Source organism: Pseudomonas frederiksbergensis, assembly GCF_003732665.1.
GTDB lineage: Bacteria > Pseudomonadota > Gammaproteobacteria > Pseudomonadales > Pseudomonadaceae > Aquipseudomonas > Aquipseudomonas frederiksbergensis_G.
This window is the reverse complement of sequence record NZ_MOBP01000008.1, coordinates 1-16,327: the sequence shown is the minus strand read 5'-3', so window position 1 is coordinate 16,327 and position 16,327 is coordinate 1. Positions and strand designations below refer to the sequence as shown.

Genomic DNA, 16,327 nt, shown 5'->3' with positions numbered 1-16,327 from the left:
TGCTTACAGGTTTTTGTACAGCCATTTGGGCATGTAGTACTTGCGGCGGTTGAACACGCTGCCGACCAGTTTCGCCCCGGCCTGGGTCAGGCGCTGGACCGCGGCCTGGGCCACTTCCCAACGGGTGTCCTCGGAGCGCACGACCATGATCACGCCGTCCACCTGGGTGCTGATCACCAGGGTGTCGGCGGCCGAATACACCGCGTCGCCGTCGATCACCACGAAGCGATAACGACTGCCGAGCTGGTCGAGCAACGGGCTCAGGCGCTCAGGTGTCAGGTGCTCGGTGCCGCGGACGTGCCGGCCGTTGGGCAGCACATCGAACGGCAGGCTGGAGACCTGCACCACGCAATCCTGCAGCAGTGGCGGCGTGTTGCCGCTGAACAGCAGGTCGCGAAAACCGCGCTCCTTGTGCAAGCTGAGCTGGGCCGTGAGGTTGGTCGCCGACTGGCTGGCATCGACCAGCAGCACGCGGCCACTGCTCATTTGGGCCAATTGGCTGGCCAGCACCAAGGCGCTGGTGGTGGTGCCGGCGCCGGGGTTGGCGGCGGTCAGGAAGAGGATCCGCAGATCTTGATCGAGCACGGTCGAAGTCAGGTTGGACTCGCTCGGGTTGGCGATGCTTAGGGCTTTATTCGATGAACCGTCCATTTAACTCGCTCCGTGGCCGCTGAATACTTTGAAGGGGGTTTTCAACAGGATCTTCAGATCAAGCAACAGGCTCTGCTCGGCGATATAGCTGAGGTCCAACTCAACGCGCTGGTCGAAGTCGATATTGCTGCGTCCGGAGATCTGCCACAGGCCAGTCATGCCGGGGTAGATGCTCAGGCGTGCAAGGTGGTTATCCTTGTAGCGGTAGGCGTTGAACGAGGTTGGCCGCGGGCCCACCAGGCGCATGTCGCCGGTAAAGACGTTGATCAGGTTGGGCAGCTCGTCGAGGCTGCTGCGCCGCAGGAACCCACCGATGCGGGTGATGCGCGGGTCCTTGTCGATCTTGAAATCGATGGCGTCGGCACCGTGTTTGTTGAGGTGGCGCAGGGACTCTTTAAGCTCCTCGGCGTTGGCCACCATGGTGCGAAACTTGTACATGCCGAACACACGGCCGCGATAGCCGGTGCGTTTTTGCACGAACATGATCGGGCCCGGGCTGCTGAACTTGATCGCCAGGGCCAGGCCCAGCAACAGAGGCGAAATCAGGATCAGGATCACCAGGGCACCGAAGCACGCCACTACCCGATTGGTGCGCGACAAGGTCCAGGGCCGGCCACCGTCGCGACCGGTAATCCAACCGCGACCTTGCATATGGATCGCAGTGTCGAGGCGCATTCGGTGCTCGGGGTCCAGGCGCTTGTCACGGCGCATATTTTGGAGTGGCACACCTTTTTCATGTCCAGTCATAGACGCCTCCGCTAGGAGTTCTCAGCCCTGTCGCTCAGCCGCAAGGGGCGCATGGGCTTGCAGTGGATAGTAATCGCGGAACCAGGCGACGAACCGGCGAAGGCCCTCGTCGAGTTCGATGCGCGGGTGGAAACCGGTGTCCCGTTCCAGTTCGTGGACATCGGCACAGGTGTTGAGCACGTCGCCCGGTTGCAGCGGCAGCAGCTCGACATTGGCTTTGCGGCCCAGGTGTTTTTCCATCAGGGCCAGGTATTGCTTGAGTTCCACCGGGTGCTCGCCGCCGATGTTGTAGATGCGCCACGGCGCCATGCTGCTGGCGGCGTCCGGTTGCTCGCGGTCCCACTCCGGCGTGGTGCTCGGTGGCCGTTCGACGAGGCGGGCGATGCTTTCGACGATGTCGTCGATGTAGGTGAAGTCCCGCTGGTGCTGGCCGTAGTTGAACAGCTTCAACGGACTGCCTTCGACGATGGCTTGGGCGAAACGGATCGGCGACATGTCCGGCCGACCCCAAGGCCCGTAGACCGTGAAGAAGCGCAACCCGGTGCTGGGAATGCCGAACAGGTGGCTGTAGCTGTGGGCCATCAGCTCATTGGCTTTCTTGGTGGCCGCGTACAGCGACAGCGGGTGATTGACGCCATCGTGGGTCGAGTAGGGCGTTTGCTGATTGGCGCCATACACCGAACTCGACGAGGCGTAGATCAGGTGCTTCACCGGATGGTGGCGGCAGCTTTCGAGAATGTTCAGGAACCCGCCGAGGTTGCTGTCCAGGTACGCCTTGGGGTTATCCAGCGAGTAGCGCACCCCGGCCTGGGCGGCGAGGTGAATCACCGCGTCCGGTTGCTCACGGGCGAACAAGGCGTCGATGGCCGAAGCGTCGGCCAGGTCAATCCTGGCGAGGGGGAAACTGCCGACTTGATCCTGCACCCAGCGCACGCGATCGTGCTTGAGCTGCGGGTCGTAATAGTCGTTGAAGTTATCCAGCCCGCAGACCCGGTGCCCGTCGCGCAACAGCCGCAACACACAATGGGCACCAATGAATCCCGCCGCTCCCGTCACCAGAATATTCATGGGCGCAGTACCTGCGGGACGATGTGCCGAAGGCCAATGCCGCTGTAGTGCAAACCGGCGGCAGCGACCTGTTCCGGGTTGTAGAGGTTGCGTCCGTCGATGATCACCTTGGAGCGCAACTTGCTCGCCAGCAGGTCGAAATCCACCACCCGGAAATTCTTCCACTCGGTGCAGATCACCAACGCATCGGCGTCTTCCAGGGTGTCGTCACGGGTGGCGCACAGGTGCAGGTCGTTGCGGTAGCCGTAGAGGCGCCGGCATTCGGACATGGCTTCCGGGTCGTAGGCCTGCACGCTCGCGCCTTCGGCCCACAGCGCATCCATCAGATAACGGCTGGGAGCTTCGCGCATGTCATCGGTGTTGGGCTTGAAGGCCAGGCCCCAGATGGCGATGGATTTGCCGGCCAGGCCCTGGGGAAATTGCGCTTTGAGTTTGCTGAACAGGATGTGGCGCTGGGTGTCGTTGACCTCGGTGACACTGCGCAGCAAGCGCAATGGCATGCCGTTGTGTTCGGCAGTGTGCAGCAGGGCACGCAGGTCTTTGGGGAAGCACGAGCCGCCGAAACCGCAGCCGGGGTAGATGAAGTGATAACCGATGCGCGGGTCCGAGCCGATGCCTTTGCGCACCGCTTCAATGTCGGCGCCCAGCAGTTCGGTGAGGTTGGCCAGTTCGTTCATGAAACTGATGCGGGTGGCGAGCATCGCGTTGGCCGCGTACTTGGTCAGCTCGGCACTGCGGTTGTCCATGAACATGATTTTTTCGTGGTTGCGGCAGAAGGGCGCGTAGAGTTCGCTCAACTGGTTGCGCGCTTCGTCATCGTTGGTGCCGACGATGATCCGGTCCGGGCGCATGCAGTCGGCCAGGGCGCTGCCTTCCTTGAGGAACTCGGGGTTGGACACCACCCGAACTGCCAGCGCGTCTTTGCCCCGGCGGTGCAGTTCATCATTGGCGGCTTCGGCGACTTTGTCCGCGGTGCCCACCGGCACTGTGGACTTGATGATCAGGGTGCGATCGGCCTCCATGAAACTCGCGATCTGCCGGGCCACGTTCAGCACATGGCTGAGGTCGGCGGAACCGTCTTCGTCGGCGGGCGTACCGACCGCGATGAAGATCAACTCGGCGTGTTCGACCGCATCGCTGGCCTGGGTAGTGAACAATAAACGGCCGGCCTTGATGTTCTCTTCCAGTGCGCCGGAAAGTCCCGGTTCACTGATTGGTGGAACTGCCTGTTGCAACTGTTTGATCTTGTTCGGATCGATATCAACGCACAGTACGCGATGTCCGACATCGGCGAGTGCGGCTGCTTGAATAAGGCCAACGTAGCCCGTACCAAATACGCTCACGTCCATATCGGCGTGCCTCGTAAGACGGTGGAAAGATCAGGAATTAGACTGTCAAAAGGGGTATAGCCCAGCCGTGGCAAACCGTGTCAGCAAAATGACATGTTGCAATGCTAGAACACCCCCCATTTTTGGGGGCGATTGGCCATCAAGTGCTTGCTGCTGCTGGATTTGCCGCGGTTTTGACGGGTTTTTCACATGTCGAAGAAAACGATAAACGGTCGATAGCCTTTAATTACAAGGGCTGTAGCGCCTTGAGTGTGTCAGATTTGAGTCAACAATTTTTTGACGCTTTGCGGAAAAACCCGGCATTTCTTGCGGTTTGATGGCTCGGTGCTAGTGTCAAAAAATAGCCGACAAAACATTGGCCAGATGCCTTCGATGAGTTGCTTAAATACTATGATTCGATACCTCAAAGAACTGCTGTTAGTTCTCTATTTATTCAAGAATTACGACTATTACCTGGAACGCCTGACGGCCATAGGTTTCAGCTTTCCAGTGCTGCTGTTTGGCGCGATGTTTATCGTGTTGACGGCGGCGTTGTTCATGACCGCGTACATTCGTCAGACACTCATCAGACATCTATTCGCTATAACGCTGTTTGTATCGGCCGTGTTCTTTGACGTTTATACGAAGGTGACCGCCGATTACCTGACTTACAGCAGTTTTGTGTCGTTGGTGTATTCCGGCGGTTTCATCCAGGAAGCGGCGTACCAGTACCGTGATCCGTTGATCAGTGGCCTGGTCAGTGGCTTGCTGCTGCTGTTCGGCATCGGGCTCAAGCCCCGTCGGCGGATGCCGTTGCCGGGGGCTTTGCTGGTGGCGGCACCGCTGTTGGGCGTGTTGTTGCTCAGTGCGGTGCTGTTCGTGCGGGCCGGCGAAGGCGCCCGGGGCTTGCCGATCATGTACACGCCGCTGGCCTACCTGAACCTGTTCACCTATGAAGCCCTGCACAACACCGTCGGCCCACGGGAACCGGTGACACTGGCGCGCAACGATCAACCGGTGGGCCACGACATCGTGTTGATCATCGACGAGAGCATTTCCGGCAACTACCTGGACATCAACACGCCGTTCGGTGTGCACAGCAACCTCAAGGAACCCCGTCCCGGCGTCGACATTTTCAATTATGGCTACGCCGCCTCCATTGCCAATTGCAGCGCCGACACCAACGTCACCCTGCGCTACGGCGGCACCCGCGCCGACTACATGCGCATCAACACCACCCTGCCGTCGATCTGGCAGTACGCGAAAAAGGCTGGGCTGCGCACCGTCTACATCGACGCCCAGCGCACCGGTGGCAACCTGCAGAACCTGATGAACGATGCCGAGAAAAAGGACATCGACGAATTCGTGCAATTCGACCAGACCAGCGTGCGCGACCGCGACATGGCGGCGGCGACCAAACTGATCGAGCTGCTGAATGACGACAAGCCGGACCTGGTGGTGATCAACAAGGTGGGCGCGCATTTCCCGGTGCACGACAAATACCCGGACGCCTTCATGGCCTACCGCCCGACCTTGCCCCGTGGGCAGTTTGTCGAAGTGGCGGACACCGGCAAACGTGACGGCTTCGATGGTCAGCCGGATGACTGGGTGCTGTACCGCAACGCCTACAAGAACACGCTGCTGTGGAATGTCGGGGAGTTTTTCTCACGGGTGTTTGCCCAGGCGGATTTAAGCAAGGCAACGTTGATCTACACCTCGGACCATGGGCAGGACCTGCATGAACGCGGCAACCCCGGGCTCAATACCCACTGCGGTGGCGACCCGGTGGAAGAGGAAGGGCTGGTGCCGTTGGTGGTGATCCAGGGCAGCGGATTGAAGACCTTGGATTGGTCGGCGCAACTGGCCGGGAACAAGGATCGGTCGAGTCACTACAACATCTTCCCGACCCTGTTGCAGTTGATGGGGTACGACCTGGCGGGGGTTGAGGCGGTGTATGGCAAACCGCTGAGCGTGGCGACGGCGGATGAGTTCACCTTCAACTATCGGTTCAATGCGCGGCTGGGGGCCAAGCCGCAGTGGAAGCATATTGATCTGAAGACCATCGTCACGCCGGGGCAGGCGGCGAGCAGTGTGGCGGTGGGGCAGTGAGCCTTTGATGGACTGGGCTGGACTCTTCGCGAGCAAGCCCGCTCCCACATTGGAATGCGATTCCCTGTGGGAGCGGGCTTGCTCGCGAAGAACGATAACGCGGTATCAGTCCAATGCAACGACCCAAACCGCATCCCCTGAAGAATCGCAACTATACAAACGCTTGCCATCGGCACTGAACACCGGCGCCTGCGGATATTCACCCGCCTGAAAACGGCTGACGACCTGCCACGTCCCGGTGTCGATTATCGAGATATTGCGCTCAGCCGCACTGCAACAGCACGCCAGCGTACCGTCCGGGCTGAGGGTGAAGCCGTGGGGCAACGCAGGGACGGGTAGCCAATCCAGCACGTCGTAGCTCGTCAGATCAATCTTCACCACAATCCCCGCCGCGGTGCGATAGGGCACATACCCGAAATTCCCCTCAGGACTGAGGGCCACTTCCTCGAAAGGCTCGGGCAGCGCCAGCACGGTGGAGACCTCGCCGGTGGCCGTATTCATCACCTTCAGTTCATGATGCAAGTAGTCGCAATGAAACAGACGGCCATCCTCGCTGAGGACGGCCGCACTGGTAAACGGACCGGCGTCGATCGTTTCGAGCAACCTGGCAGACAGGGTATCGATGACACCTATCTGGCCGTTTGTGGGGCTGTTGGCGTTGATGTAGATACGCTCACCGTCGGCACTGGCCGCCATGGCATGCGCTTCGCTGCTCGCGATAGTGCCGATGACCTTGCCGGCCGGCACATCAATCACTACCACCAGCGGTTTGCCCAGCCCGGCCACGTAGGCGCGGGTGCCTGTGGGGTCGATGACCACGGCCAGCGGGCGGATCGGCAGGGATATCACGGTGCTCACGCGATAGGCCGTGGTGTCGATCAGCGTCAGCGTGCTGTCCTCGGTGTTGCAGACGCAGGCCACTGATCCCTGGCCGGCCAGTGCCAGGCAGGTGGGTTCACGGCCGACTTTAATGACAGCAATGACAACAGGCGTGCGCAGTCCCTTGCCGACGGTTCCCGCGTCGGGGCTTCGAGAACTCTGTACCGTAGTTTTCATGATCCCGTGCCTATCCTGCGCAACGCCGCGAGGCAATGGGTTCCGTCATCGCTATCAAACACTCCTTGTGTGACGTTATTAGATACCCGCCCCCGTTGGACCGCTACTGTAAGAACTAACAGGTAGTCGATGGGGTACGCCCTCGTCCGCTATCCTTGGCTCACGCTCATCAATCAGGTTCTCTCATGCTTCAGGTCCAGGGCGTCTTCAAAAGCTACGCCACCCCGCAGGGTCCATTGCCGGTGCTGCAAGGCGTCGACCTCACCTTGAAACCCGGCAGCAGCCTGGCGCTGATGGGCGAGTCGGGCAGTGGCAAAAGCACCTTGCTGCACCTGATCGCCGGGCTGGACAAGGTCGACAGCGGCAGCATTCGCAGCGGCGAGCATCAATTGGAACAGATGAGCGAAGGCCAACTGGCGAACTGGCGCCGCACGGAAATCGGCCTGGTGTTCCAGCAGTTCAACCTGATCGGCAGTTTGCGGGTGGAGGACAACCTGGCATTCCAGGCTCGTTTGGCCGGGCGCCATGATGCCCGTTGGCAGGCGCATCTGGTACGGCGTCTGGGCCTGGGGGATTTGCTGCGGCGTTACCCGGAGCAGTTGTCCGGTGGCCAACAGCAGCGGGTTGCACTGGGTCGGGCCCTGGCTTCGCAACCGAAACTGCTGCTGGCGGACGAGCCCACCGGCAGCCTCGACGAAGCCACCAGCGACGAGGTGTTGCAGTTGTTGCTGGAGCTGCTCGACGACACACCCACGACGCTGTTGATGGTCACCCACAGCCCCCGGGTGGCGGCGCGGCTGGCGGAAAAAGTGGTATTGCACCATGGCCGTCTGGCCGACGCGGAGGTGCGCTGAGGTGCGGGTTTTTCGCCAAACCCTGCGAGCACTGCTCAGCCATTGGCGCCAGCACCCGGTGCAGTTTTTCAGTGTGCTGACCGGTTTGTGGCTGGCCACCAGTCTGCTGACCGGCGTGCAGGCCTTGAACAGTCAGGCGCGGGAAAGCTATGCCCGGGCCAGTCAATTGATCGGTGGTGAACCCCAGGCCAGCCTGAGTGCGCCCGGTGGTGGCGTGTTCTCTCAGCAATTGTTTATCGATTTGCGCCGGGCAGGCTGGCCGGTGTCGCCGGTGCTGCAAGGTCGGGTGACGCTCAAGGGCCACGACGATCAGCGCTTGCAACTGATGGGCATTGAACCGGTGTCGTTGCCTCCCGGGGCGGCGGTGGCGGGGCAGGCGCTGGCGATGGAACGGATCGTCGAATTCTTCAGTCCGCCGGGCAGTACCTGGATCGCGCCGCAGACCTTGCAGGCCCTGGGGTTGCGTGAAGGCGACACACCGGTTGCCGAAAACGGGCAGACTTTGCCGCCGCTGCATGCCCAACCCGACATGGCGCCGGGGATGTTGCTGGTGGACATTGGCTTCGCCCAGCAGATCCTTGGTCTGCCGGATCAATTGTCGCGGCTGCTGCTGCCCAAGGATTTCTCCGCGACGTTGCCGGAGCCGTTCAAAGGCCAACTGCAACTCAAGAGCAGCGGCGAAGAAAACAACCTCGCGCGCCTCACCGAAAGCTTCCACTTGAACCTCGATGCCTTGGGTTTCCTGTCGTTCGTGGTCGGCCTGTTTATCGTGCACGCAGCGATAGGCCTGGCGCTGGAGCAACGTCGAGGCTTACTTCGAACCCTGCGCGCCTGCGGGGTCAGTGCGCGGATGTTGATCACTTGTCTGACGGTGGAACTGGGCGCCCTGGCCCTGATCGGCGGCATCGCCGGTGTCGTCAGCGGTTATCTGCTGGCGAGCGTGTTGTTGCCGGACGTCGCCGCCAGTCTGCGCGGCTTGTACGGCGCCGAAGTGGCGGGGAAGTTGAGTTTGAGCCCGCTGTGGTGGCTCAGCGGCGTCGGCCTCAGCCTGCTGGGCGCGCTGCTGGCCGGGGCCAACAGCCTGTTGCGGGCGGCGCGTTTGCCGTTGCTGGCCCTGGCCAACCCGCAAGCCTGGCATCAGGCCCATGCGCGGTGGTTGCGCCGGCAAGGCTGGGTCGCCGCCGTTGCCGCATTGATCGCGCTGCTGGCGCTGATCTGGGGCGACAGCCTGGCCAGCGGTTTTGTGCTGATGGCCGCGCTGTTGCTCGGCGCGGCGCTGGCGTTGCCGGTGCTGCTCAACACCGTGCTCAACCTGGTGCTGCATCGCAGTCGCACGGTGCTCGGTCAGTGGTTTCTCGCCGATTGCCGGCAACAACTGCCGGCCCTGAGCCTGGCGCTGATGGCGTTGCTGTTGGCGCTGGCGGCCAACATCGGTGCCGGCAGCATGACCGCCGGTTTCCGCCAGACCTTCAGTGACTGGCTCGAACAACGCCTGACCGCCGAGCTCTACCTCAACCCGCAAAACCCGGCCCAGGCTCGCGAGTTGCAGGTGTGGCTCAAACAACAACCCCAGGTCACGGCCGTGCTGCCCAATTGGCAGGTGTCGATCCAGCTGCAAGGTTGGCCAGCGGACGTCTACGGCGTGATTGACCATCCGAACTACCGCCAGCACTGGCCATTGCTCGAAGCCTTGGGCGACAACCCGTGGGAGCGCCTGGCCAAGGACGACACGGTGATGCTCAGCGAACAACTGGCGCGGCGCCTGAAAGCGCGACTGGGCGATCATCTGGCGATCCCGACGCCCAACGGCTCGTGGTCACCGCGTATCGTCGGGATCTACGCCGACTACGGCAATCCCAAGGGCCATGTGCTGGTCAACGTCCACCACCTGCTGCGGGGCTGGCCGCAACTGACGCCCAACCGTTTCAACCTGCGCATCGACCCGGCCGCCATCGCGCCATTGCTCACCGCCCTGCAAAACCGTTTCGCGCTGGATGACAGCCGTATCGTCGATCAGGCCCGGCTCAAGCGCTGGTCCACCCAAGTGTTCGAACGCACCTTCGCCGCCACCGCCGCCCTCAACAGCCTGACCCTGGGCGTTGCCGGCGTGGCGCTGTTCATCAGCCTGCTGACCCAGAGCCAGAGCCGCCTCGGCCAACTCGCGCCGCTGTGGGCGCTGGGCGTGACGCGACGGCAACTGATGCTGCTCAACCTTGGGCAAACCTGGTTGCTGGCGGTGCTGACCCTGATACTGGCGCTGCCCCTGGGCATTGCACTGGCGTGGTGCCTGGACACGGTAATCAACGTTCAAGCCTTTGGCTGGCGCCTGCCGTTGCGGGTGTTTCCGCTGCAACTGCTGCAATTGATGGGGCTGGCGCTGCTCGCCACATTGCTGGCGTCGGCGTGGCCGCTGTACACCTTGTACCGCACCCGGCCGGCGGACCTGCTGAGGACCTTTGCTCATGAGGATTAAGGTCATTTTTTTGATTCTGGCGCTTTTGAGCGGCTGCGATGACTCTGCGCCGGTCGAGAAGGGGTTCGCCGGGCTGGGCGGCGCGGCGGCCGCATTCACTCCGGTGGTGCCGGGTCGGGTGTTCAGCTTCCCGGCGGATCACGGGCCCCATGATGGTTTTCGCATCGAGTGGTGGTACGTCACCGCCAATCTCAAGGACGCCCAAGGCAACGAGTTCGGCGTGCAATGGACGCTGTTTCGCAGCGCCTTGAAAGCCACGCCCGAAGTGGCGGGCTGGGGCAATCAGACCCTCTGGCTGGGGCACGCGGCAGTGACCTCCGCCACGGTGCATCACGCCGCCGAACGCTATGCTCGGGGCGGCGTGGGCCAGGCCGGGGTGAGCGGGGCGCCGTTCAATGCGTGGATCGACGATTGGCGCTTCAGCGGTCCTTTGAATGACGTGCAACTCAGCGCCCGGGACAAGGACTTCAGCTATCAACTTAGGCTCCGTTCAACCCGTCCATTGGTGCTGCAAGGGGATCACGGCTTCAGTCAAAAGTCCGAACAAGGCCAGGCGTCGTACTACTATAGCCAGCCGTTTTTCCAGGCCAACGGCTCGCTGGAAATCGACGGCAAAACCTACACCGTCAGCGGCCCGGCATGGCTGGATCGCGAATGGAGCAGCCAACCCCTGACCGCCAATCAAACCGGCTGGGACTGGTTCTCCCTGCACCTGGACAGCGGCGAGCAAGTGATGCTGTACCGCATGCGGCAGAAGGACGGCGCGCCTTATCTCACCGGCACCTGGATCGATGCCCAAGGGCGGACTGAGCTGTTGCACGGCGACGACATCAGCCTCACGCCCGAGGACACCGCCAAAGTCGCCGGGCGATCCATGCCGGTGCGCTGGTCGATCAAAATCCCCGGCAAACACCTCGACCTCACCACCACCGCGTTGAACCCCAACGCCTGGATGGATTTGCGCATCCCGTATTGGGAAGGGCCGGTGCACTTGAGCGGCAGCCACGCCGGGCAGGGCTATCTGGAAATGACCGGTTATTGAGTCGGAACTCTCGGCGCAGCGACGTCCTCCTACGCTATGAAGCCCGTTCACTGGAGCCCGTCATGAGCGACGACCTCAAACCCCCAGACATCGCCACCTGGCAACGCCTGTTCGACGACAAGGCCTACTGGCAACAATCCCCCGACGCCCACTACAGCGAACTGCTGCGGATCGCCGATGATTTGCTGGGGCAGGGCGCCATCGACCTCGAACAGTGGCAAACCCTGAAAGCCAGGGCCGAGCAATCCCACAAGGACTCGCCCGCCGTCAACGTCGCCCGGGAAGTGGACGACCCCGAAGCCTGAGGAGAACCCAATGAAACCGATCACCGAAGCCGAACACCCCGACGAACCCCGGCCACCCGGCGAAACCGAGCGCGACAACGACGCCCTGCGCCCCACCGACCCGAACAAACGCAAGGAAAACAGCCAGGGCACCGACAGCGGCGAATCCACCGCGCAAGAAACTGCCAACACTCCCTGATCAGCATCTATGCTCATCGGCACGCACGGAGCGGACCCTTGATCCAGAGCCGTGCGCTGCCATCAACCACAGGGAATGTACTGTTTATGAAACTCAACACACTGGCCCAAGCCATCACCCTCGCCGCACTCCTGTCCGCCGCCAGCCTCAGCGCTATCGCTGCCGACATTCCACTGTCTGCTGCCGTAGAAGCCGATCAAGTCACCACAAAAGTCCTGTCCGTCGACGCCGCCAAACACCAGGTTGTCCTGGAAGGTGCCGAGGGCCGTCAAGTTCATGTACAACTTAGCGAGAAGGCCAAAGACCTCGGCAACCTCAAAGTCGGCGATCAGGTCAACGTCGAAGTTACCCACTCCGTGGCCGCCTACCTCGACACCGACATCGACAAAGGACTGCCAGGCTCCACCGAACGCACCGGCGACATTCGCACCACCAAAGACAACCCGAATCCCGGCGGCGAAGCCTTCCGCCAAGTGCAAGTGCAGCTGAAAATCACCCACATCGATACGAAGAAAAACCAGGTCACCTTCGAAAACCCGGCCGGCCAATCGAAAATCGTCGACGTCTTGAAACCTGAAGTTCAGCAAAAACTGAAGGATTTGAAAGTCGGGCAAAGTGTCGTCGTGACCTACACCGACATCCTGAAAGTGACCAGTCAACACGAAAGCTGAGTATTGGCTCTATATAGAGTGATTATTCTTGTATGGTTTTTGTATAAGAATAATCGCTTTAATGTTCCAGTTGGTGAGTTCAGTGTTTGTAAGTTGGATATCGATAAATATCCATTACAGTCGCGTGCATAAATTTCATGTTTATGTATACGGACATATTCATCGACTTATATTAAAATGCCCCTCGTTCGCCCAGTGTCAGGGCTCTTTACCGGTGCATGGATTGCCAGGCCATTACACTGGGCGAACACCTTCTTTAACTGCAATAGGCATTGTCCCTGGGCACAACACGACTACCATTTCGTTACCTCAACACCCCTCCAGACTGATCCGCAAACTCGGTAATTCCCGCGTCGCACTGCAACACTACAACGACATCAACCTGAAACTGGCGATGATTACTGTTGGCGGCGTAGTGCCGGGCAGTGGATTAAATAGCAGTTGTCATATCAAGAATGTACCGACGTTCAACAAGCAGATCCTCGGTTGCTCCCCGGCTTAATCATCAGCAAATGGTCCATTTGCCGGTTGCGACATTGCTCGACAAATTTCAGCGCTTTGGATGAATCCTCCAGATATTGATCGAAGGACAGCTTGTCGATTTCATAGTATTCCTCGTAGTCGACCAGGCGGTTACTGACCGGGATGGACAGGTAAAATTTTCCGGAGTCTGTTTCCTGGCCGATGCTGAAATATTCCGTGCGGTTGATGGCGATGTCTTGGAATTTCATTTGGATGCCGGGGTTTTTAGATGCCGGGTAGGGTAGGAGGTTATTTTTCGTCTGTCACGGTGAAGTGGTTGGGGCGGGTCCAACTGATTTTTCTGAAGCCGCCGCTCAGGAGTCCGAGGTCTCGAAGGTGTTGGAATACTTCGGCAGGGCACCATTCTCGGCCGCTGGAAAAGCATATTTTTAAGGTTTGCAGGTGAGTGAAGATGGTTGCTTTGGTGGCGTTGTTTGGGGTTGGGATGGTGTATTCGCTGGCATTTGTTTCAGGGGAAAAGCCAAGGTCAAGAAGCGCGTTTTGCAAGGAAGTATCGAGGACTTTTACGCGGATGTAATTGCCGTCTGCTTGGGTTGTATAGGCCCTGATTGGGTTATTGTCCATTAGTCACCCTGATTTCCTACGAAAATTAACTGTGCTTTTACTATGTCTAATGCTTTTCGTCGAATTTTATAGTTTTTAGTTTGTTTAAGGCGCCGAGCAGTATCCATCTTTCAGTTGTCATTCGGCCACGTAATAGTTGCCTGGTCTGGCCGCTGCAAAGGAAGGCAGACTTTGACGCTAACAAATAAAGGGGCAGACTTATTGCCCTGTATAAAATTGTTCCGGCTGGTTTTATTTTTAAGATAAGTACCAAGTAAGAAACTCAAAAAAGCCGCTCCATTGTAGTTGCTGTTTTCCAGCTAAAAAATCATCTCGGTTAGCAAGGCTAAAATCTAAAACCTCCCCGCTATTTTTGTCATATAGATAGCACCCTTCACTTTGAACACTTGTGAGGCAAATGAAAATTTCTGGAAGCTCCCATACCTCATGAATAAAGTTGGTGCAAACTTCTATCTCATTGCTTGGGGCGGCGATGTCACATAGCTCTTCATCCGATGAGTTACTTCTGAAAAAAGTTATCGTGTAATTTAAAAAAAACTCTGACAGTTCACTATCTAAACTTATATTCAGTGCCGTTAGTGCTTCGGTAACGGAGCGTTTATCTGTCCGGTGAATATCACCAGGTTGCTTTTCAATAAGTTGAATCAGCTCATTTGGGATCATTTCATGGTCTCTTCTGCTCGGTCTTTCCAATATTGTGCAAAAAAGTGAAAAAAGCAAAAAAAGGGGGCAATAAGGCTCTCAAAAAATGGGACAGATTTATTTTCGAGCGTTGAAAAATAAATTTGTCCACTTTCTTTTTCTGTATGAAAAAAAGGGGGGCGGATTTATTTTCGAGTGCAGAAATATATCTATCCCTCATTCTCTATTCTCTGAGAGTTTATTCTTGGTATTCAAAGCTTCCTCGGTATGTAAATAGATTATTTCTGATTTTAGTGTTTTGGGGCGTGCCCGAGAAGGAGTAGTCGTAGATTGCAACTATGGTATCTATAGGCGAATCGGTCAGAGGAGTGTTTTTATTTTTCATGTCAGACGCGATATCAAGGTCATATGAGCATCCGTCAACTGCATTAATTAGAGAATTGGTGGCTCGATTTTGTCTACTTCGACAGTGTCATCGTCAACAAAACCAAGTGAGAAAGCCTTACTGAACTCAGAGCCAAGAAAGTCTCCGTCGTCAGAATACTCTGGGCTCATCACATCTCGAAGCGTAGACGGTTCCCAATCGGTGTTTGCCGTCCAAATAGAAACGATTTTTTTCGAGCCCATTTTTTGTTTCCTCAATTTTTTAGTCCTGAAGGTAGAGCGTCGGCACCGCCTTCCAATCGCCGTCCAGCCCACTCATTTAGGCCTTTTAAAAAAAAGGGGACAGATTTATTTTCGAGTGTAGAAAATAAATCTGTCCCCTTTTTTTCAGTCCTGAAATAGGTGTAAACCTATTTCAAGAAGAATATATCTGTTCCATTTCTTTTAGATTTCAAGCATATAAGATTCGATTTTTTCAATAAATTCGGCTTTATTTTTTGTCTTGAACTCGCCTAAAAAAACTTCAGAGTTTTTTACAGCTTTACCCTTGTTGTCATATTGAATTGTTAAAAACTCAATAATAAACTCTCCGTCGGGATCTCCTTCCGTCTCGACTCTCGAATCAAAGCAATGCCCAGTGCTTCTTCTTACCCCGCCTAGAAGTACGGAACTACTGAACCATGCTGTAGTTGCTTGAGTTAGCTCTACTTCGAACAAATTGTTTATCGTGATTGTCCAGCCACTTGGTACACGAATCGGCTGAATTTTATATTTTAGATTCGAACTCATATTATTTGGTCTCGCTCATATATTTTTGTACCTGTTCCGGAGATGCTGGGAAGCTGTGAGTTACTGCAAAGATGGGACGAATTTATTTTTGCTCTCTTTTTTCTTTTAATCTACTTAGTGGTCCTTGCTGTTCAGGTATACTGATGGGCCGCACAGTAGTGGAAATTTTGTTTTGAATTCAATTAGTGAATTCTTGTTTGATGCGTTTATAGTGAAAAGATTTTCGTTCTTTGTAATTGATATATTTAACTTGCCTTTTGTGGGTATGTTTTTAATCAATAAATTGCTGATGTCTCCGCAATTTAAACCGATGCGACATGTGTTGAATTGAGTTTTTTTCCATTTGGCAGGGGGTGAGTCTGGAAGTTGTTCTATGTCAAATTCCAGTATTATAGTTGGCCTATTGTTGTCGATAGTTATATTGAAAAGTTCAATGGTGCCAATCGATATGGAAGTAGTGAAAATCTGGTTGAAAAAGGTGCTGCCGTCAAAGTCGTTCCAGAATTTCATAGTTACTCCTTAAAGTAGAAGTGATCTTTGCACCAGGGATTTTTCCAGAAAAATAAATCTGTCCCTCTTTTCTTTGCCTCTTTTTGTCTCTCTTTTCTGCTGCTTTGGCTGACTACATCATCTGTTTGACCGGGTTACAAGCACATGAAACAGGTCATGAACAATGCTTTTAAAGCAGTGGCCTTAAACATCGACGGGTGTTATCGCTATGGCGGCCGGGGTTGGAGTATTGGCGTAGCGGACGCGGTTAAAAGTCTCGAAGAACCTTGGAGAGACTTGAGCACGCGTTAAGAAACGAGGTGCATCAAAAAGCCCCAGACGCTGGAGTAGATTTGTGGGGATCTCTCAGAATCTGAGAATCATCTGGCCGGCCTCCCCACCTCACAGAGGTGGCGCAAAATTCAAGGTGCGAA

General features: G+C 57.0%; 18 protein-coding genes. 8 read left to right on the top strand and 10 right to left on the bottom strand.

Features of this window, described 5'->3' with window-relative positions; genetic code table 11:
* Nucleotides 1-3: 3 nt before the first annotated feature.
* The 4 genes from BK665_RS14265 to BK665_RS14250 are packed head-to-tail and all read right to left on the bottom strand — an operon-like array spanning nt 4 to nt 3,815.
* Nucleotides 4-651, bottom strand: coding sequence for a CpsD/CapB family tyrosine-protein kinase (locus BK665_RS14265; RefSeq protein WP_123406485.1), 648 nt, complete (start codon nt 649-651; stop codon nt 4-6).
* Nucleotides 652-1,398 (bottom strand): sugar transferase, encoded by a 747-nt coding sequence (locus tag BK665_RS14260; protein WP_123406483.1) that lies wholly within the window; start codon nt 1,396-1,398, stop codon nt 652-654.
* A gap of 21 nt (nt 1,399-1,419) precedes the next feature.
* On the bottom strand, nt 1,420-2,466 hold the full coding sequence (locus tag BK665_RS14255) for an NAD-dependent epimerase (protein ID WP_123406481.1): 1,047 nt from the start codon (nt 2,464-2,466) through the stop codon (nt 1,420-1,422).
* Complete coding sequence (locus BK665_RS14250; protein WP_123406479.1) at nt 2,463-3,815, bottom strand: UDP-glucose dehydrogenase family protein; 1,353 nt, start codon at nt 3,813-3,815, stop codon at nt 2,463-2,465. The genes BK665_RS14255 and BK665_RS14250 overlap by 4 nt, the downstream gene beginning before the upstream one ends.
* Nucleotides 3,816-3,916: 101 nt before the next feature.
* Between BK665_RS14250 and BK665_RS34295 the strand changes: the two genes are divergently transcribed.
* Nucleotides 3,917-4,132, top strand: a complete 216-nt coding sequence (locus BK665_RS34295; protein ID WP_148053227.1) for a hypothetical protein — start codon at nt 3,917-3,919, stop codon at nt 4,130-4,132.
* Between the two features lie 73 nt (nt 4,133-4,205).
* Nucleotides 4,206-5,903, top strand: coding sequence for a sulfatase-like hydrolase/transferase (locus BK665_RS14245; protein ID WP_123406477.1), 1,698 nt, complete (start codon nt 4,206-4,208; stop codon nt 5,901-5,903).
* 105 nt (nt 5,904-6,008) lie between these two features.
* Here the strand turns inward: BK665_RS14245 and BK665_RS34450 are convergent, their stop codons facing one another.
* Nucleotides 6,009-6,959 (bottom strand): YncE family protein, encoded by a 951-nt coding sequence (locus BK665_RS34450; RefSeq protein ID WP_185076515.1) that lies wholly within the window; start codon nt 6,957-6,959, stop codon nt 6,009-6,011.
* A 185-nt stretch (nt 6,960-7,144) separates the two neighbouring features.
* Here BK665_RS34450 and BK665_RS14235 point away from each other — a divergent pair, with 185 nt between their 5' ends.
* The 6 genes from BK665_RS14235 to BK665_RS14215 all read left to right on the top strand — a co-directional run bounded on the left by BK665_RS14235 (nt 7,145) and on the right by BK665_RS14215 (nt 12,482).
* Nucleotides 7,145-7,813: an ABC transporter ATP-binding protein gene (locus BK665_RS14235; RefSeq protein WP_123406473.1), complete on the top strand. Its 669-nt coding sequence runs from the start codon at nt 7,145-7,147 to the stop codon at nt 7,811-7,813.
* 1 nt (nt 7,814) lies between these two features.
* Nucleotides 7,815-10,286: an FtsX-like permease family protein gene (locus BK665_RS14230; RefSeq protein WP_123406471.1), complete on the top strand. Its 2,472-nt coding sequence runs from the start codon at nt 7,815-7,817 to the stop codon at nt 10,284-10,286.
* Nucleotides 10,276-11,328 (top strand): lipocalin-like domain-containing protein, encoded by a 1,053-nt coding sequence (locus BK665_RS14225; protein WP_123406470.1) that lies wholly within the window; start codon nt 10,276-10,278, stop codon nt 11,326-11,328. Before BK665_RS14230 ends, BK665_RS14225 begins: the two co-directional genes overlap by 11 nt.
* Nucleotides 11,329-11,390: 62 nt before the next feature.
* Complete coding sequence (locus BK665_RS14220) at nt 11,391-11,633, top strand: hypothetical protein (RefSeq protein WP_123406468.1); 243 nt, start codon at nt 11,391-11,393, stop codon at nt 11,631-11,633.
* 10 nt (nt 11,634-11,643) lie between these two features.
* Complete coding sequence (locus BK665_RS34445) at nt 11,644-11,811, top strand: hypothetical protein (RefSeq protein ID WP_185066919.1); 168 nt, start codon at nt 11,644-11,646, stop codon at nt 11,809-11,811.
* A gap of 86 nt (nt 11,812-11,897) precedes the next feature.
* Complete coding sequence (locus BK665_RS14215) at nt 11,898-12,482, top strand: hypothetical protein (RefSeq protein ID WP_123406466.1); 585 nt, start codon at nt 11,898-11,900, stop codon at nt 12,480-12,482.
* Between the two features lie 467 nt (nt 12,483-12,949).
* Here BK665_RS14215 and BK665_RS14205 read toward each other — a convergent pair whose 3' ends face one another.
* The 5 genes from BK665_RS14205 to BK665_RS14180 form a co-directional block, all read right to left on the bottom strand.
* A complete protein-coding gene (locus tag BK665_RS14205) occupies nt 12,950-13,213 on the bottom strand; it encodes a hypothetical protein (protein ID WP_123406464.1) in 264 nt (87 codons plus the stop codon).
* A gap of 40 nt (nt 13,214-13,253) precedes the next feature.
* Complete coding sequence (locus BK665_RS14200; RefSeq protein WP_123406462.1) at nt 13,254-13,589, bottom strand: hypothetical protein; 336 nt, start codon at nt 13,587-13,589, stop codon at nt 13,254-13,256.
* Between the two features lie 237 nt (nt 13,590-13,826).
* Complete coding sequence (locus BK665_RS14195) at nt 13,827-14,252, bottom strand: hypothetical protein (RefSeq protein WP_123406460.1); 426 nt, start codon at nt 14,250-14,252, stop codon at nt 13,827-13,829.
* A gap of 807 nt (nt 14,253-15,059) precedes the next feature.
* The gene (locus BK665_RS34290; protein ID WP_148053226.1) at nt 15,060-15,404 is read right to left on the bottom strand and encodes a hypothetical protein; all 345 of its coding nucleotides are present in this window, start codon (nt 15,402-15,404) and stop codon (nt 15,060-15,062) included.
* A 114-nt stretch (nt 15,405-15,518) separates the two neighbouring features.
* Entirely contained in the window at nt 15,519-15,914 is a 396-nt protein-coding gene (locus BK665_RS14180) for an Imm50 family immunity protein (protein ID WP_123406456.1), read from the bottom strand.
* Between the last annotated feature and the right edge of the window lie 413 nt (nt 15,915-16,327).

Coding starts and splice junctions, on each gene's coding strand:
- BK665_RS14265 (WP_123406485.1), bottom strand. CDS start 651: ATGGACGGTTCATCGAATAAAGCCCTAAGCATCGCCAACCCGAGCGAG.
- BK665_RS14260 (WP_123406483.1), bottom strand. CDS start 1,398: ATGACTGGACATGAAAAAGGTGTGCCACTCCAAAATATGCGCCGTGAC.
- BK665_RS14255 (WP_123406481.1), bottom strand. CDS start 2,466: ATGAATATTCTGGTGACGGGAGCGGCGGGATTCATTGGTGCCCATTGT.
- BK665_RS14250 (WP_123406479.1), bottom strand. CDS start 3,815: ATGGACGTGAGCGTATTTGGTACGGGCTACGTTGGCCTTATTCAAGCA.
- BK665_RS34295 (WP_148053227.1), top strand. CDS start 3,917: ATGCTAGAACACCCCCCATTTTTGGGGGCGATTGGCCATCAAGTGCTT.
- BK665_RS14245 (WP_123406477.1), top strand. CDS start 4,206: ATGATTCGATACCTCAAAGAACTGCTGTTAGTTCTCTATTTATTCAAG.
- BK665_RS34450 (WP_185076515.1), bottom strand. CDS start 6,959: ATGAAAACTACGGTACAGAGTTCTCGAAGCCCCGACGCGGGAACCGTC.
- BK665_RS14235 (WP_123406473.1), top strand. CDS start 7,145: ATGCTTCAGGTCCAGGGCGTCTTCAAAAGCTACGCCACCCCGCAGGGT.
- BK665_RS14225 (WP_123406470.1), top strand. CDS start 10,276: ATGAGGATTAAGGTCATTTTTTTGATTCTGGCGCTTTTGAGCGGCTGC.
- BK665_RS14220 (WP_123406468.1), top strand. CDS start 11,391: ATGAGCGACGACCTCAAACCCCCAGACATCGCCACCTGGCAACGCCTG.
- BK665_RS34445 (WP_185066919.1), top strand. CDS start 11,644: ATGAAACCGATCACCGAAGCCGAACACCCCGACGAACCCCGGCCACCC.
- BK665_RS14215 (WP_123406466.1), top strand. CDS start 11,898: ATGAAACTCAACACACTGGCCCAAGCCATCACCCTCGCCGCACTCCTG.
- BK665_RS14205 (WP_123406464.1), bottom strand. CDS start 13,213: ATGAAATTCCAAGACATCGCCATCAACCGCACGGAATATTTCAGCATC.
- BK665_RS14200 (WP_123406462.1), bottom strand. CDS start 13,589: ATGGACAATAACCCAATCAGGGCCTATACAACCCAAGCAGACGGCAAT.
- BK665_RS14195 (WP_123406460.1), bottom strand. CDS start 14,252: ATGATCCCAAATGAGCTGATTCAACTTATTGAAAAGCAACCTGGTGAT.
- BK665_RS34290 (WP_148053226.1), bottom strand. CDS start 15,404: ATGAGTTCGAATCTAAAATATAAAATTCAGCCGATTCGTGTACCAAGT.
- BK665_RS14180 (WP_123406456.1), bottom strand. CDS start 15,914: ATGAAATTCTGGAACGACTTTGACGGCAGCACCTTTTTCAACCAGATT.